Genomic DNA, 17,092 nt, shown 5'->3' on the forward strand with positions numbered 1-17,092 from the left:
ACTACAGCCCCTTAAATATTGAAAAGACGACAAATAGGATAGAAGGGCTATTTAAAGAACTGAAAGATAAATTACGCCCGCATAGTGGTTTAACGAGAAAACATAAGATATTGTTTATACAGGACTTTTTAAATAAAAAGAGTCGGTAATGATGATCTAAAAATAATCATTACCAACCCTTTTGTCCAATAGAGGCATAGTTTTGCAAAACACCAACCTTTTTGTCTACTATGCCATTATTTTACTGCCAGCAATTATTTTTTAGCTTGTGCTTTTTTCACCCATACCGCTGAGATTGAGAACGCAACGATAAATGAAATTGCCATACCTACAGAGTACATTGCAAGGCTATCTGGTTTGATTGAAGGCACACCTAAGAAACCTGCCGCACCTAATGCGATTGCTTTTACGTTAAAGAATGCGATAAACGCAGACGCTAAACCTGAACCGATCATCGCAGTAATAAATGCTTGACGGTAACGTAAGTTCACACCGAACATCGCCGGCTCAGTGATACCTAATAATGCTGAGATACCAGAAGGCACGGCTAAACCGCGTACTTTCGCATCTTTCATTGCGAACGCCACACCTAAACACGCCGCACCTTGTGCGATGTTAGACATTGCAGCGATTGGGAAGATAAATGTACCGCCAGTGTTCGCTACTTCCGCTAATAATTGCGTTTCTACCGCAATAAAGGTTTGGTGCATACCGGTAATTACGATTGGTGCATAGAATGTACCGAAGATTGCGCCGCCGATAAAACCTAAGCTGTCGTATAACCAAGTTAAGCCTGCTGAAATCGCTGAACCCGCTTCACGACCGAATGGACCGATTACAGTGAAAGCTAACACACCTGCGATGAATAAAGACATCATCGGTGTCACAAGGTTATCTAAATAAGAAGGTACAAATTTACGGAAACCTTTTTCAAGGGTTGCTAACACCCAAGCAGAAACGATAGTTGGGATTACTGTACCTTGATAACCGACTTTTTCAATTTCAAAACCAAGTACGTTCCAGTATTTGATGTTACCTTCCATTAAGGTTTTCGCATAGTTCCAACCATCTGCTAATGCAGGGTGAACTAATAACATACCGAGTGCCGCACCTAAGAACGGGTTACCACCGAATTTACGCGTTGCTGAGAAACCCAGTAATACCGGTAAGAATACAAACGGTGCATTTGCAATGGTGTTGATAAAATCAATTAAATCTGCAAACTCAGGGTATTTAGTCGCAACTGACTCACCTTCCCAGAAGAAACCGACCGAAGTCAGCATTGAGTGGATACCCATCAACAAACCACCGGCTACAATTGCAGGAATGATAGGCACGAAAATATCCGCTAAGCCTTTCACTAAACGTTGTAATAATGGTTGGTTTGCCGTACTACCTGCTGCCGCAACTTCAGAAGTACTCATATCGCCGATGCCCATTTGTTTTTGCATTTCAGCGTGTACTTTGTTTACTGTGCCTGAACCAAAAATAATTTGGTACTGACCGCTGGTTGAGAATTGACCTTTAACGCCTTCGATATTCTCAATCGCTTCTTTATCTACTTTTGATTCATCCGAAAGGGTTAAACGTAAACGTGTTGCACAGTGTGCAAGCGTTGTGATGTTGCTTTTGCCACCGAGTTTCTCGATCGTTTGCTCCGCAATTTTCGGGAAGTTCATAGTTTGCCACCTATTTTTATATAAAAATTAAACGATTGCATTTTAACTAAAACGGTTTAGCTAACAAAGCAAATTTTGCTAAAACGTTTTAGTTTTGTCAATTAGATCACAATTTTAGCAAGTTTAGCAACAATTAATGAATAAATTTTGTACAAACAAAGTTAATTTCTTATTAAACTGCATTCATTAACTGGTCAGAAACAATCTGACCATTTTCCACCGTAATCACTCGATCAAAAAGTGCTCGACTCTCTTCTAATTGGTGCGTCACCATTAATAAAGTCAGTTCCGCTTGCTCACAAATATCCGCAACCAGTAGCTGCAATTCTTCACGACGTTTCGGATCAAGCGCTGAAAATGGTTCGTCTAATAACAGAATCGGTTGTTTGCGTAACAACGTTCTAGCAAGCGCTACCCGTTGTTTTTGCCCTCCGGAAAGCTGATCGGCTCTTCGTTTAAGTAAATCGGCAATCCCCATTTGTTGGGCAATCTGCTGAACTTGTTGTTGCTGTGCATCATTCAGCTTCAAACTAGCAACTAACGCCAATCCGATATTTTGTTCAACAGTTAAGTGCGGAAACACATTATTATCTTGAAACAGCATAGATACAGGGCGTTCCGCCACTTGTGTCGCCGTATGATTGCAAGAATTTAGCCAAATTTGACCGCTTGTCGGCATTTCAAAACCGGCAATCAGATTCAACAAAGTGCTTTTTCCTGCGCCACTTTCCCCGACTATAGCCACTCGCTGCCCTTTCGGTACATCCAACACAAAGCACATTGGCATTTGTTCATAATCAAAATCTACATCTAAGCGAATCATTTAATATGCTCTTTATGTTCAATAAATAAAAACGGCAATAAGGTAAATAACATCAATACTAAAGCGGTGACCGCCGCATCTTCGGTTCGATAGCTGCCTAGCTGTTGGTATAATAAATAAGGCAGAGAACTAAAATCCGGACTGCCAAAAAATGCAATCACCGCAAAGCTGCCTAGACTGGAAGACATTGCAAAAGCAAAGGCACTAATAAGCGGTCGAATTAAGTGATCTTTTTCCACTATCCACCAACGGCGAAATCCGGTTAAACCAAGGCTGCGGGCTAATTTATCTTGCGCAGTAAACGAATGCCACATAGCGGCAAATATCAGTCGATAAATATAAGGTAAAAGAATTACACCGTTACACACTCCGACTAACCATAATAATTGCGTACTACTTAATTCCACATCAATTAATAAGACAAATAACCCTACCGCTAATAAAAATACCGGAAAAATCAGTGGGTAAGTTGCCACACTGTTTAATAATCCGTATTGCCATTTTTTATTTGCAAATGCCAATTTTCGTGTTTCTAAAGCTAATAAATATGCTAACACTAACACTACGCTCGAGGCGATTAGGCTTAATAAGAAAGAAAACCAAACCGCTTGCCATAAGCTTGGATTGAGTAAGCGCTCACCAAAATCGGAAACGGATATTCCCGCCCATAAGATAGTGACAAGCGGTAAAATAATGGCAGAACTTTGCAAAAAAAGCACTGCTTGCAAGCCCAGCTTTCGCCAACCAAAAGGCTTTGGCTTCCATAACTCCACCGGCAAGGGCGCTTGCCTTGTCTCTTTAAACGCCATTTTACTCGCTATATCCATCAATAATTGTAACAAAAGCCCTACTGCCAATTGCAGCATAATCAGCATAGTAGCTTTTGCAAAATCAAACTCAAAAGTGACCGCTTGATAAATTGCAACTTCTAAGGTGCTGTATTTAGGGCTTCCACCCAAGATAAGCACAATAGGAAAACTGGTAAAACAGATCAGAAATACATTAGCGAAAACATAAGGCAAAATACTTTTTAAGGTCGGCAATTCAACGACACGGAAATAATTCCAACCTTGCAAATTAAGTTGTGCCGCTAAACGGTATCGCCCATTTGGAATAAGATTTAAACCATCTAAGCTATATTTCATCACAAAAGGAATATTGAAAAATAAATGAGCAAGCAAAATACCATGCAAACCGTAAAGTTGCAGTTCCCACTTCAAGCCTAGAAATTGAAGAAAGTAAGCAAATACCCCTGCACTTCCCCAGAAACCAATAATGGCAAAAATAACAACAAGCGAAGGCAACGCCCAAACAAAAGAAATGATTTTATAGAGAATAGATTTACCAACAAAATCTAAATAAAAAAAAGAACGGGCTAATAAGACACCAAATAAAATAGAAAATAACGCTGACAACCCAGCTTGTAACACACTATATTTTAAAATAGGCAGCATTTCTGAAAATTGCCAAACCGTCTCCTCTTGCTGATGTCCGACCAATGCAAACAAACTAAAAATATAAATAGCGACAATGGTAATATATATTAACCACGCGGGGAATTTTGATACAGAATGAAACATTATTTCCTCAGTAATAAAATTAATCGATTTATTTTAACATTTTTTTAAACTATTTTTACGCAAACGTTTGGTTATATTTTGTCTCGTAAAAATTGATATGGGGCAAAGTTAACTCATTTTGGTTAATAAATACGCTAATATTCAACCTTTATCACAAGTTTTTCCGGTTTTGAGCGTGTTTTTAGATCTTTTTTGTAGTAAAGTTAGCACAAATAGTAATAGGTTTGATGATCAAAACTGATTTTTTTCACTTTAAAAATTCAAGAGGAATTTTCTATGTACTCAAAAGACGTTGTTATTACTGCACCTAACGGTTTACACACTCGCCCAGCAGCTGAGTTTGTAAAAGCAGCTAAAGGTTTCGCTTCAGACATTACCGTAGCTTCTGGCGGTAAAAGCTCAAGCGCAAAAAGTTTATTCAAACTTCAAACTTTAGGCTTAACTCAAGGTACAACAATCACTATTTCTGCGGAAGGTGAAGACGAGCAAAAAGCAGTTGATTTCTTAGTAGATTTAATTCCTACTTTAGAATAATTATTCTTTAGCTCCAATTTACAAGACAACCCTATCCTACTCGACTAAATCATAAAGTGGAGTAATAGGGTTGTATTATGCTATCTAAGCATTACCGAATCACTTTTAAAACAAGGACAGACTATGATTACAGGTATCGCAGCTTCTCCAGGCGTTGTGTTTGGCAAAGCACTCGTATTAAAAGAAGAGCCAATCGTACTCAATACTCAGAAAATCACAGCGGATCAAATCGAAGTTGAAAAAGCGAAATTCTTTGCTGGTCGTGAAAAAGCCGCAGCACAATTAACTGCAATTAAAGAAAAAGCTAGACGCACTCTTGGTGAAGAAAAAGAAGCTATCTTTGAAGGTCACTTAATGATCTTAGAAGATGAAGAGCTTGAAGAAGAAATCTTAGGCTATATTGCTGATAACCTTGTAACTGCAGATGTTGCTACAAGTAAAGTGATTGATATGCAAGCGTCTATGCTAGCAGAAATTGATGATGAATACTTAAAAGAACGTGCTGGCGATATCCGCGATATCGGTAACCGTTTATTACGTAATATTCTTGGTATGCACATCATTGATTTAGGTGATATTCAAGAAGAAGTTATTCTTGTTGCTTATGACTTAACACCTTCTGAAACGGCACAATTAAACTTAGATAAAGTATTAGGCTTTATTACTGATATTGGCGGCCGTACATCTCACACTTCTATTATGGCTCGTTCATTAGAGCTTCCTGCCATCGTTGGTACAAATGATATTACCGCACGTGTTAAAACCGGCGATACATTAATTTTAGATGCAGTAAATAACCAAATTCACATTAATCCTTCAGACGCAGAAATCGCAGAATTCAAAGCGGTTCAAGAAGGTGTAGCGGCAGAGAAAGCAGAACTTGCAAAATTAAAAGAATTACCGGCGGAAACCTTAGACGGTCACCGTATCGAAGTTGCAGGTAACATCGGTACAATCCGTGATGTTGATGGTGTATTACGTAATGGTGGTGAATCTGTCGGTTTATATCGTACTGAATTCTTATTTATGGATCGTAGCGAATTACCAGGCGAAGAAGAACAATTCCAAGCATATAAAGAAATTGTTGAAGCAATGGGCGGTAAACAAGTTGTGTTACGTACCATGGATATCGGCGGCGACAAAGAATTACCGTACTTAAACTTACCAAAAGAAATGAACCCATTCTTAGGTTGGCGTGCGGTGCGTATCGGTTTAACACGTCGTGAAATCTTAAATACGCAATTACGTGCGGTATTACGTGCTTCTGCATTCGGTAAATTAGCAGTAATGTTCCCGATGATTATCTCTGTTGAAGAGATTCGTGAATTAAAAGCAATCGTTGCGGAATTAAAAGAACAGCTACGTGCCGAAGGTAAAGCATTCGATGAAAACCTTCAATTAGGTATCATGGTTGAGACTCCGTCAGCGGCGGTAAATGCACGTCACCTTGCGAAAGAAGCTGACTTCTTTAGTATCGGTACCAATGACTTAACCCAATATACCTTAGCGGTTGACCGTGGTAATGAAATCATTGCCCACCTTTACAACCCATTAAGCCCATCAGTATTAAACTTAATCAAACAAGTAATTGATGCGTCGCACGCTGAAGGTAAATGGACTGGTATGTGTGGTGAATTAGCCGGCGATGTTCGTGCAACGGCATTATTATTAGGTATGGGCTTAGACGAGTTTAGTATGAGTGCAATTTCTGTGCCTCACGTGAAAAAACTTGCGCGCTCAATCAACTATGCAGATGCAAAAGCATTGGCAGACGAGGCATTAGCACAGCCGACAGCAGCTGACATTGAAAAATTAGTTAACGATTTTTATGCTAAACTGAACTAATTTTCAATAAATAGCATACAAAAACAGAATTCTCGTATAGAATGTACGAGAATTTTGTTTATTATTTAAATAACGGAGATTTCTATGGGCTTTTTCGACAAATTATTTGGCTCAAAACAAGCAGCGGCAAAAGAGGTTAAAGTTTATGCGCCTCTTTCAGGTGAAATCGTAAACATCGAAGATGTACCAGATGTTGTTTTCTCTGAAAAAATCGTTGGTGACGGTGTTGCAATTCGACCAAACGGTGACACAATCGTTGCGCCAGTAAACGGTACTATCGGTAAAATTTTCGAAACAAACCACGCATTCTCAATTGAATCAGATGAAGGTGTTGAATTATTCGTTCACTTCGGTATTGATACGGTTGAATTAAAAGGTGAAGGTTTTACCCGTGTAGCTCAAGAAGGCCAATCAGTAAAAGCTGGTGACCCGATTATCAAATTTGATTTAGAATTACTTGAAAGCAAAGCAAAATCAGTATTAACACCGGTTGTAATTTCTAATATGGACGAAATCAGCAACTTAGACAAAAAAGTCGGTCAAGTTGTTGCTGGTGAAAGCGTTGTATTAACATTAACTAAATAATTGATTTAGTTGAATAAATAACTGCCACGATAGTAAAATATCGTGGCATTTTTATTGGTCTAATTTTATTTAGTTATAGCGAAAAAATAATCAAACGGGTAAAATGGACACAAGTTTTTGCGTAAAGGGATTTCTCTTTACGCTTTTATTTTCTACTTATTAATAACTTATTATTTTTGAGACATTATGGCGAAATTACATATTACAACTTGGGGCTGCCAAATGAATGAGTACGACTCATCAAAAATGGCGGATCTTTTAAATTCTACTCACGGGCTAGAGCTTACCAATAAACCGGAAGAAGCGGACGTTTTATTACTTAATACCTGCTCAATTCGTGAAAAAGCACAAGAAAAAGTATTCTCGCAACTTGGTCGCTGGAAAAACTGGAAAAAAGATAAACCGGAATTAATTATCGGTGTAGGCGGTTGTGTGGCTTCACAAGAAGGTGAGCACATTCGTGAGCGTGCACCGTTTGTTGATATCGTATTCGGCCCACAAACATTGCACCGTTTACCGGAAATGATCAACAAAATCCGTGGCGGTGACCGTGCGATCGTTGATATTTCTTTCCCGGAAATTGAAAAATTTGACCGCTTACCGGAGCCTCGTGCCGAAGGCCCAACTGCTTTCGTTTCAATTATGGAAGGTTGTAATAAATACTGCTCATTCTGCGTAGTACCTTATACTCGCGGTGAAGAAGTTTCTCGTCCGGTGGATGACGTATTATTTGAAATCGCACAATTAGCGGAACAAGGCGTACGTGAAGTGAACTTACTTGGCCAAAACGTAAATGCTTATCGTGGTGAAACTTTTGACGGTGGCATTTGCACATTTGCAGAGCTACTGCGTTTAGTTGCGGCGATTGATGGTATCGACCGTGTACGCTACACCACCAGCCACCCGATTGAATTTACCGATGACATCATTGAAGTTTATCGTGATACACCTGAATTAGTAAGTTTCTTACACTTACCGATTCAAAGTGGTGCGGATCGTGTATTAACTATGATGAAACGTAACCATACGGCATTAGAGTATAAAGCGATCATTCGTAAACTACGTGAAGTTCGTCCGAATATTCAGATCAGTTCAGACTTTATCGTTGGCTTCCCGGGTGAAACTGCGGAAGACTTCGAACAAACCATGAAAGTGATCGAACAAGTCAACTTTGATATGAGCTTCAGTTTTATCTACTCTGCTCGCCCGGGTACTCCTGCAGCTGACTTACCGGATGATATTTCGGAAGAAGAGAAAAAAGAACGTTTAGCACGTTTACAACAGCGTATAAATCACCAAGCTATGCAATTCAGCCGTGCAATGTTAGGCACGGAACAACGTGTACTGGTGGAAGGCCCGTCTAAAAAAGATATTATGGAATTAACCGGCCGTACTGAAAACAACCGTATCGTTAATTTCCAAGGCATACCGGATATGATTGGTAAATTTGTGGATATTAAAATCACCGATGTTTATACCAACTCATTACGTGGCGATGTAGTGCGAACCGAAGACGAAATGGGCTTACGTGTCGTAGAATCTGCGGCAAGCGTGATTGCTCGTACGCGTAAAGAAGACGAACTAGGCGTCGGCAAATACGTGGTAAATCTGTAAAAGCTTAGACAAAAAACTCAGCCATTTGGCTGAGTTTTTTTATGTACAAACGTTAGAGACAGCTGTAACAAGCGGTCAAATTCGACTTATTTTTTACAAATCTTGCAGCAAAAAAGACCGCTTGCTAAATATTGTTTACTTCTCTTCTTATGCAACTTTCGTACGTGCAAGAATACGATTCGTACATTCTGCCGCTGCGGTTAAACCGCCTGCCATCATAATAATATCTTTTACGATTAAGCGACCAACGCCAGATAAATAAGGGAAGCCGTGTGCCGGCGTCGGCATATCACCGCCAAGGTTCGGTACCCATGCCTCCGGTGTCGTAATTAAGAAAGAGAGCGTGACAATCGACATACCAAAGGTAAGTAAACCACCTGCTAAACCTGCCTTCGCATTCCAAATACCAAGTAAGGTTAAAATACCAACGGTTACAATCGTTGCACCGATAATATAAGAAGCGGTGTAAGTGCCGTTTTATTTATGCCATTCAATATTTTTCGCCACCATTTTACCTTCAGGATTTTTATGTAAGGTATATTCCATTACCATTTCGCCTTTATCATTCGCTACTAGGTTCGGACCTTTTTCATACATATAACTGAAGAATGGGCTATTCGACACAAAATGCGCAATACCGTCCGCTTCATATGGCATACTTTAAGTCCGCCAATCCATGCCATTAAGATAAAAATCGCAATACGAATAAAGTTGATAAATTGACGCTGCATCGGTGCAACGATTTTCGCAACAAATTCAACAAAACTGTTAAATGCGTTCATTTTTAACCTCTATAAATACAAATTCAAGGATAAGAAACGGTTTCTTATCATCGTTTCGTACCCCTTAATAAGTATTTCTTACAGGTAAAAGAAAATAAATTTTAATTTATAATTAAAAAGCCTAATCAATATACTCTTATATCAAAAAAGCATAAAAAATGCTTATTATCTCGCCAAATTTAATGAACATAGCCCGCATCAATATCCGCATCCGGATTTACTTTATCGTATTTCTGTTCGTTGGTTTTACCAGTATAAATTTCCGGATTTTCTGCGCCTTCAACAATTAACTTACCTTTTGCCCCTTTATCGGTTCTAAAAATACTGTGATCAATAAAGGTATATTCGCCCGGCACCTTCATTTCCATTTCAACCACAGTGACACCGCCTGCCGGAATCAGCGTGGTTTGCACATGATGATTTTTAAGTGAACCGCCTTCCACATATACCGTATCAAACGGCTTGCCGATTAAATGGAAAGAAGAAATTTTATTTGGTCCGGCATTGCCAACAAACAAACGCACTTTCTCGCCAACTTTAGCTTTAAGAGCATTTTCGCCCAATGTTGAACCGACCTTACCGTTAAACACAACATAGTCAGGTAATTCATAACTCGCTTTTATCATATCGAAAATTTTCAGTTCAGGATTCGTGCCGTCTTTCACGTAAAATTCATTTTGCATTAAATAGAATTCTTTATCGACTTTCGGTAATCCCTCTTTTGGTTCTACCAGCATTAAACCGAACATCCCTTTGCCTAAATGTACTGAAACCGGATCGGCACCGCAATGGTATAAATATAATCCCGGTGACATTGCACGAAAGGCAAACGTTGTTTGCTTACCGATTTCGGTTAAACTTGCTTTTGCCCCACCGTCCGGTGCAGCGGCAGAGTGAAAATCAACCGCATGTGCCATTTTGCCATTTGCCGGATTGGATACTTGTACTTCGACCATATCCCCTTCTCGGACTCGAATAAAAGGTGCCGGCGTTGAACCGTTGAACGTCCAATATTTAAATTTCACCCCTTTTTCGATTTCCATCACTTTTTCTAATGTCTCGAGCTTAACCACTACTCTTGCCGGTGTATTGCGTGTTAACGGCTTGGGAACATCCGGTGTAACGGTTAATTCCGCCTCAATTTTTGGCAAATTTTTAACCGGAGTTAAATCTAGATTTTCAGCTATTGTTTGCTCTGCCATTAATGGGGCATTCGCTAAAAATGCTGCAAAACAGAGGGCAATAAGAGACTTTTTCATCGGTAATTCCTTCGTGTATGAAACCTTCAATTAAATTATACTGACTAAAGTCAGTAAGCGGTAGAATTTGAAATAGTTTTTGCAAAACTAAACCGTTTTAGCTAAGATAAATTAACTATTTTTTACTAGATAAAGAGCGTGTATGAGCAAGATTTGGGTAACCGGCGATGCGGTGGTTGATTTAATTCCGGACGGTGAAAATCACTATTTAAAATGTGCGGGCGGTGCACCGGCAAACGTTGCGGTAGGGGTTTCACGTTTAGGCGTAGAAGCTGGTTTTATTGGTCGAGTAGGTTTAGATCCGCTTGGCAAATTTATGCAGCAAACTCTTAATGCGGAAAAAGTTTCGACAGAACATATGATCCTCGATCTGAAACAACGTACTTCTACGGTAATTGTTGGTTTAGATGACGGTGAGCGCAGCTTTACCTTTATGGTAAATCCAAGTGCGGATCAATTCCTTGAAGTGAGTGATTTGCCGACCTTCCAAAAAGGCGATTTCCTACATTGCTGCTCTATCGCATTAATTAACGATCCATCACGTTCTACCACAATTGAAGCGATTCGCCGTGTAAAAGAGGCGGGCGGTTTCTTCTCATTTGACCCGAATTTACGTGAATCACTTTGGGCAAGTCTTGATGAGATGAAACAAGTGGTAAATAGCGTGGTAGCGATGGCAGATGTACTTAAATTCTCTGAAGAAGAATTAACGCTGTTAACCAATACCACTACACTTGAACAAGCAACTCAAGTGATTACCGCGCAATATCCGGAGAAATTAATCATTATTACTTTAGGTAAAGACGGTGCGATTTATCACTTAAACGGTAACAGCCAAGTGGTTGTGGGCAAAGCGTTAAAACCGGTTGATACCACCGGTGCCGGCGACGCATTCGTAAGTGGCTTACTTGCCGGTTTATCACAAGTTGCGGATTGGAAAGACGAAAGCGTATTAGTGGATGTTATTCGTAAAGCGAATGCTTCTGGCGCTTTAGCGACAACAGCAAAAGGTGCAATGTCAGCATTACCAAACAAAGCAGAGCTAGAAGCATTTTTAGCGCAATAATCACAACAAGCGGTGAAATTTCACCGCTTTTTTGCAATTTAGGATTTTACTATGCACATTTTCAATAACGGCAAATACAAAAGTCTTCACGCAGTAGAACAAGGCGAATTAGCCACAATCCGCCAAACCGTACATTCCGATAAGGATTTCTATCCAACCTACCATTTAGCGCCACAAACCGGTTTATTTAACGATCCGAACGGTTTAATTTTTGACGGTGAGAAATACCATATCTTTGCACAATGGTTCCCTTATGATGCCTTGCATGGAATGAAACACTGGGAACATTTTATTACCCGAGATTTCCAAACTTTTGAAAAATTCGACCGTTTGATCCCGGATGAAATGTTTGAATCACATGGTTGCTATTCAGGCGGTGCAATTATGTGGCAAAACAAAATCGTAGCGTTTTACACCGGTAATACTCGTCGTGCCAGCGATAACCAACGTGTTCCGCACCAAAATATTGCGATTTTTGATAAATCGGGCAAATTATTGGAAAAACGTTGCATTATCGATCAAGCGCCGGCTGGCTATACCGAGCATGTTCGTGATCCTAAACCATTTATTACCACAGAAGGTAAAATTCGCTTTGTGCTTGGCGCACAACGTGAGAACCTAACCGGAACTTGCTTAGTGTATGAAATGGACGATCTCGATAGCACGCCTCGTTTAATTTCTGAATTAGCGGTAAAAGACTTTGATAACAGCCATGTGTTTATGTGGGAATGTCCGGATCTGTTCCAACTTGGCGGTAAAGATGTGTTTGTTTGGTCGCCACAAGGTAAATTACGTGAGGCGCATCAGTTCCAAAACAATTATCACGCTACCTATGCGCTGGGCAAATTAGAGGGGAATAACCTAACAGCCGAGCATATTGAAGAGCTGGACTACGGTTTTGATTTCTATGCTCCGCAATCGGTACAAAATACGGATCGTATCGTATTCGGTTGGGTCGGCTTACCGGATTTAACTTATCCGACTGATAAATATAAATGGCATTCAACCTTAAGCCTGCCACGCCAAATAAAAGTAGCAAACGGTAAAATTCAGCAGACACCAATCGTTCAACTCGCCGCAAAACAAGCGGTCGAAATTGACCAAAAAATTGCAATCGACAATCTTGATACGGCTTATTTGCAAATTTCTGTCGAAAATCAACCGCTTGCATTAAACTTCTTTAGCAATGATAACGGACAAACATTGGGCTTACGTTATGGGAACGGTTTATTAACACTAGATCGCAGTGCAACGGAGCAGACCGATTTAATGGAAAAATTTGGTAGCCTTCGTCATTGCCAAGTGGATAAACTCGACAGCTTAGAGATTTTCTTTGACCGTTCTGTGGTAGAAATTTTCATCAATAGCGGAGAAAAAGTGATGACATTACGATTCTTTATTGCAAATCGAATCAATCTGTTAGAAACTTCTCGTCCGATAACCGTACAAGTTGCCCAAGTGCAGGCAATTCAAATCCAAAATTAAAATAATAAGGCACAAGTAAAACTTGTGCCGTTTTACTTCCATACAAAAATCATTTTGAGGAAAAAACCGTGGAATCAAAACCTAAAAAACGCCTAACGCTCAATGATATCGCCGCACTCAGTGGGGTATCAAAAACGACCGCGAGTATGATTCTTAACGGTAAAAGTGATGATTTTCGTATCAAGCCTGAAACTCGCCAAAAAGTACAAGCGATTGCCGAGCAATACGGCTATCGTGCTAATGTTTATGCCAAAGCATTACAAGCACAACGCTCTAACGTTATTGGTTTGGTGATTCCGGATCTCACCAATTACGGCTTTGCATCCACCGCTCGTAATCTTGAAAAGCTATGCCGAGAAAATGGTTTACAGCTAGTGATAGCCTGTTCCGATGATAATCCGCAACAAGAAAAACTGGTGATTGAGCGCTTATTGGATCGTCAGGTCGATTTGCTGATTACCGCACCAACTCACCAAGATCCGAACTATTATCAAAAAATCATTCGCCATACACCGGTCTTGCATATCGACCGCCATATTCCGAATTTGGAGCTAAATTACATTATCAGTGATGACACACCAAGTGTGGCGAAATTGGTGGAAAATATCGTACGTGCTTATCAACCGAAAGAATTTTTCTATTTAGGCGGTCAATTATCGCTTTCACCGAGCGCCTCTCGTCTAGAAGGCTTCTATGAAGGCTTGGAGCAATCACACTTAGCAGCACAAAGCAGTTGGATTTTACATAAAGATTACCAACCGGAATCGGGCTATCAAATGTTTGCCGAAATCGTTGAACGCTTGGGACGTTTACCCGAAGCGGTATTTACCGCCTCTTACACAATTTTGGAAGGTGTATTACGCTATTTGACCGAACATAAGCAAATGGCAAAATTGATGAATCAAGAGTTACATTTAGCAACCTTTGATGATCATCACTTATTAGACGCTTTGCCGTTTCATATTCACTCGATTGCACAAGATCATGAACAAATTGCGCTGAAAACATTCCAGCTTATGCGAGAAAAGCTACAACGCAAAGCAATTAGTAACGCCAAAGTTGATTGCGAAATTATTTGGCGACACTAAAACAAATATAGTTATTTTTAAAAGGATCTCCTATGGCACATTTTTATGAATATTTAGAATTTAGCAGTGACGAAGACCGTGAAAATCAGCTTGAGGTTTACGTTGATGTTAAACTGGAAGCAGAAACCGAAGAAAAGCTTAAAGCACTCGGTGTACAAGGTGACTGGCTAGTGATGGCTGAGCCTTATTGTCCTGATTGTGTCGAAATCGTGGCTTACTTCCAACGTATGACGAAGCTCAATCCGAATATCAAAGTGAAATACGTTTCACGTAAAGATAACAAAGAGCGTAAGCATTTTGACAGTGATGAGCAACAACAAGCGGTTATTTCTGCACAGAAAATTCCAAGTATCTTTGATATTCGTAACGACAAAACTGAATTAGTTTTATGTGAATTTCCGCAATTCTTAAAACAGAAAATTGAAGCGGAGCCGGAAAAATTTGACGAACTAAAAGCCGATTTCCGTATGGGCAAATTTGGTAAACAAGTCGAAGCGGAATTATTAGCGATTTTAACGAAGAACGCATAAGCTATTGATAAACCCACCTTACAAGTGCAATTAAGCCCTAATAGGTGGGTTTTCTATATAAGACTTTTTATATAAAACAAATGATAATACGTATAAAACTTCGGAATACGCTGCTTGCTTGAGGAAAGAGAAATTTTAAATATAAAAAAAGCACCTCATGGTGCTATCTTATTTTGAATTGATAAAATGGAGTGGGAAACGAGGCTCGAACTCGCAACCCCGACCTTGGCAAGGTCGTGCTCTACCAACTGAGCTATTCCCGCATTGAAATTATTTCAATTTAAAATAATACTGCGTAGCCTTCGCTTCGCTGTACTATTTGTACTATCTTCAGCTCGTCGCCTTGTCTTATTTTAAATTTAAATAATTTGGTAGTTTATTATCGAATGGTGCCCAAGGCCAGACTTGAACTGGCACGCCCCGAAAGGCGAGGGATTTTAAATCCCTTGCGTCTACCTATTCCGCCACTCGGGCTCATCTTAATATGGAGCGGGAAACGAGGCTCGAACTCGCGACCCCGACCTTGGCAAGGTCGTGCTCTACCAACTGAGCTATTCCCGCATAATTTAAATTTTGCCATTCTAAAATGGTGCCCGAGGCCAGACTTGAACTGGCACGCCCCGAAAGGCGAGGGATTTTAAATCCCTTGCGTCTACCGATTCCGCCACTCGGGCTCATCTTAAAATGGAGCGAGAAACGAGGTTCGAACTCGCGACCCCGACCTTGGCAAGGTCGTGCTCTACCAACTGAGCTATTCCCGCAATAAAAACGCTACGTTATTGCGTAGCGATTTATGAGCGGTATTTTAGGGATTTTTGAAAAGTTGTCAAACACAAATTTCAAAAAAAGTTTCGTTAGGCGAAAAATCAATCCATTTGACGATTTTTTGCTAGAAATACGTTTATTATTCCAAAAAGCAATAAAGAAAATAGAATAGTTATTGGCATCTATGCTTCAGTTTTCCTAATAATGATTGTACTTTATATTTGTCAGGAGAACTTATGCTAATTTCAGGTCTATTTTGTGGCTTACTGCTTGGTTTCGTTATGTAACGTGGGCGGTTTTGTATTACCGGTGCATTCCGAGACCTATACATCACAAAAAGCAAAAAGATGTTTATCGCATTATTGATTGCAATCAGCATTCAAGCCATAGGCTTTTTTATCCTTCAAGAAGTCGGCTTTATTAATTTCCAACCGGCTGAGAACTTCACACCGGTTGCGGTTATAAGCGGAGCTTTCCTCTTTGGTATCGGCATTATTCTGGCAGGCGGTTGTGCAACCGGTACTTGGTACCGTGCAGGTGAAGGATTAGTCGGTAGTTGGATTGCGTTAGCTACCTATATGCTATTTAGTGCAATGCTGAGAACCGGTCCGTTAAGTTCATTTAACAGTGAATTACGCAATATCAATATTGAACATAAAACCGTTTATGAAAGTTTTGGTACTTCCCTTTGGATTTTAGTCATTCTGATTGTTGGTATTACTGGATCTGCCGTCTTTCAGCAACTGCGCAAGCCCAAAGCTAAAGTCGCGACACTCAAACCGAAAAAAACAGGCTTAGCCCACATTTTATTTGAAAAACGTTGGGATCCGTTTGTTATAGCTATCATCATCGGCACTATTGCGATTTTTGCTTGGATCTTTAGCGTACCGACAGGGCGTGAATTCGGTTTAGGTATTTTAATTGGTTCTTTTATTGCTGCGAAAGGTGCAAATGAATTCAGAGTCAGAGTACCGGACAGTAAAACTGTAGTTTACAGCGCAACTGGCGGGGTATTGATAGGAATCGGCGCTACACTTGTCGGAGGCTGCTCGATCGGTAATGGCTTAGTCGAAACCTCATTCTTTTCTTGGCAAGGTTGGGTATCGCTCTCAATGATGATTTTAGGCACTCGGGTTGCCGCCTACTTTACGATTATTAAACCGCGTGCAAACGCATAAACCATACATAAGGAATAATATATGCAAGTAAAATTAGAAACATCAGGTTTAGTCTGCCCTTTCCCGCTTGTGGAAGCTAAGGAAGCAATGGCAAAACTAAATAAAGGCGATGAACTTGTCATTTAATTTGACTGTACTCAAGCTACCGAAGCTATCCCTAACTGGGCAGCGGAAGAAGGTTATGACGTGACAGACTTCGAACAAATTGATGATGCGAAGTGGACGATTACTGTTGTGAAATAACCAAAAGCAAGCGGTGACATTTTGAAATTGGGATAG

Annotated in this window: 12 protein-coding genes, 5 tRNA genes and 3 pseudogenes; 10 read left to right on the plus strand and 10 right to left on the minus strand. The window is 40.0% G+C overall.

What is annotated here, in order from left to right; translation table 11 throughout:
• Window positions 1–254: 254 nt before the first annotated feature.
• The 3 genes from HMPREF0027_RS03050 to thiP form a co-directional block, all read right to left on the minus strand.
• Window positions 255–1,679, minus strand: a complete 1,425-nt coding sequence (locus HMPREF0027_RS03050) for a sucrose-specific PTS transporter subunit IIBC (RefSeq protein WP_005622157.1) — start codon at window positions 1,677–1,679, stop codon at window positions 255–257.
• 172 nt (window positions 1,680–1,851) lie between these two features.
• On the minus strand, window positions 1,852–2,502 hold the full coding sequence (gene thiQ / locus HMPREF0027_RS03055; protein WP_005622159.1) for a thiamine ABC transporter ATP-binding protein: 651 nt from the start codon (window positions 2,500–2,502) through the stop codon (window positions 1,852–1,854).
• The gene (thiP, locus tag HMPREF0027_RS03060) at window positions 2,499–4,082 is read right to left on the minus strand and encodes a thiamine/thiamine pyrophosphate ABC transporter permease ThiP (RefSeq protein WP_005622161.1); all 1,584 of its coding nucleotides are present in this window, start codon (window positions 4,080–4,082) and stop codon (window positions 2,499–2,501) included. Before thiP ends, thiQ begins: the two co-directional genes overlap by 4 nt.
• Before the next feature lie 276 nt (window positions 4,083–4,358).
• Between thiP and HMPREF0027_RS03065 the strand changes: the two genes are divergently transcribed.
• The 4 genes from HMPREF0027_RS03065 to miaB all read left to right on the plus strand — a co-directional run bounded on the left by HMPREF0027_RS03065 (window position 4,359) and on the right by miaB (window position 8,660).
• The gene (locus HMPREF0027_RS03065) at window positions 4,359–4,616 is read left to right on the plus strand and encodes an HPr family phosphocarrier protein (protein WP_005622163.1); all 258 of its coding nucleotides are present in this window, start codon (window positions 4,359–4,361) and stop codon (window positions 4,614–4,616) included.
• A gap of 123 nt (window positions 4,617–4,739) precedes the next feature.
• On the plus strand, window positions 4,740–6,461 hold the full coding sequence (gene ptsI, locus HMPREF0027_RS03070) for a phosphoenolpyruvate-protein phosphotransferase PtsI (RefSeq protein WP_005622165.1): 1,722 nt from the start codon (window positions 4,740–4,742) through the stop codon (window positions 6,459–6,461).
• An 84-nt stretch (window positions 6,462–6,545) separates the two neighbouring features.
• A complete protein-coding gene (gene crr / locus HMPREF0027_RS03075; RefSeq protein ID WP_005622167.1) occupies window positions 6,546–7,046 on the plus strand; it encodes a PTS glucose transporter subunit IIA in 501 nt (166 codons plus the stop codon).
• Window positions 7,047–7,232: 186 nt separating this feature from the next.
• Window positions 7,233–8,660: a tRNA (N6-isopentenyl adenosine(37)-C2)-methylthiotransferase MiaB gene (gene miaB / locus HMPREF0027_RS03080; RefSeq protein ID WP_005622169.1), complete on the plus strand. Its 1,428-nt coding sequence runs from the start codon at window positions 7,233–7,235 to the stop codon at window positions 8,658–8,660.
• Between the two features lie 147 nt (window positions 8,661–8,807).
• On the opposite strand, the pseudogene HMPREF0027_RS03085 reads toward miaB, so the two are convergent.
• Both HMPREF0027_RS03085 and nirK read right to left on the minus strand, forming a co-directional pair.
• Window positions 8,808–9,442 (minus strand): annotated as a pseudogene (locus HMPREF0027_RS03085) (DUF417 family protein).
• Between the two features lie 179 nt (window positions 9,443–9,621).
• Window positions 9,622–10,701 (minus strand): copper-containing nitrite reductase, encoded by a 1,080-nt coding sequence (gene nirK / locus HMPREF0027_RS03090; RefSeq protein WP_005622175.1) that lies wholly within the window; start codon window positions 10,699–10,701, stop codon window positions 9,622–9,624.
• Window positions 10,702–10,843: 142 nt separating this feature from the next.
• Here nirK and HMPREF0027_RS03095 point away from each other — a divergent pair, with 142 nt between their 5' ends.
• The 4 genes from HMPREF0027_RS03095 (at window position 10,844) to HMPREF0027_RS03110 (ending at window position 14,870) form a co-directional block, all read left to right on the plus strand.
• A complete protein-coding gene (locus HMPREF0027_RS03095) occupies window positions 10,844–11,767 on the plus strand; it encodes an aminoimidazole riboside kinase (protein ID WP_005622177.1) in 924 nt (307 codons plus the stop codon).
• Window positions 11,768–11,818: 51 nt separating this feature from the next.
• A complete protein-coding gene (locus HMPREF0027_RS03100) occupies window positions 11,819–13,252 on the plus strand; it encodes a glycoside hydrolase family 32 protein (RefSeq protein ID WP_005622179.1) in 1,434 nt (477 codons plus the stop codon).
• Window positions 13,253–13,320: 68 nt separating this feature from the next.
• Window positions 13,321–14,340: a LacI family DNA-binding transcriptional regulator gene (locus HMPREF0027_RS03105; RefSeq protein ID WP_005622180.1), complete on the plus strand. Its 1,020-nt coding sequence runs from the start codon at window positions 13,321–13,323 to the stop codon at window positions 14,338–14,340.
• 32 nt (window positions 14,341–14,372) lie between these two features.
• Window positions 14,373–14,870, plus strand: a complete 498-nt coding sequence (locus HMPREF0027_RS03110) for a thioredoxin family protein (protein WP_005622182.1) — start codon at window positions 14,373–14,375, stop codon at window positions 14,868–14,870.
• Window positions 14,871–15,057: 187 nt separating this feature from the next.
• Here the strand turns inward: HMPREF0027_RS03110 and HMPREF0027_RS03115 are convergent.
• The 5 genes from HMPREF0027_RS03115 to HMPREF0027_RS03135 form a co-directional block, all read right to left on the minus strand.
• Window positions 15,058–15,133 (minus strand) — tRNA-Gly (locus tag HMPREF0027_RS03115).
• A gap of 124 nt (window positions 15,134–15,257) precedes the next feature.
• Window positions 15,258–15,344: transfer RNA gene (locus HMPREF0027_RS03120), tRNA-Leu, on the minus strand.
• A gap of 11 nt (window positions 15,345–15,355) precedes the next feature.
• Window positions 15,356–15,431 (minus strand) — tRNA-Gly (locus tag HMPREF0027_RS03125).
• A 26-nt stretch (window positions 15,432–15,457) separates the two neighbouring features.
• Window positions 15,458–15,544: transfer RNA gene (locus tag HMPREF0027_RS03130), tRNA-Leu, on the minus strand.
• Window positions 15,545–15,555: 11 nt separating this feature from the next.
• A tRNA-Gly gene (locus HMPREF0027_RS03135) sits at window positions 15,556–15,631 on the minus strand.
• 240 nt (window positions 15,632–15,871) lie between these two features.
• Between HMPREF0027_RS03135 and HMPREF0027_RS03140 the strand changes: the two are divergent.
• Both HMPREF0027_RS03140 and HMPREF0027_RS03145 read left to right on the plus strand, forming a co-directional pair.
• Window positions 15,872–16,813: pseudogene (locus HMPREF0027_RS03140) on the plus strand (YeeE/YedE family protein).
• Window positions 16,814–16,834: 21 nt separating this feature from the next.
• Window positions 16,835–17,056, plus strand: a pseudogene (locus HMPREF0027_RS03145) (sulfurtransferase TusA family protein).
• Window positions 17,057–17,092: the final 36 nt, after the last annotated feature.

The organism is Actinobacillus ureae ATCC 25976, from assembly GCF_000188255.1.
GTDB lineage: Bacteria > Pseudomonadota > Gammaproteobacteria > Enterobacterales > Pasteurellaceae > Actinobacillus > Actinobacillus ureae.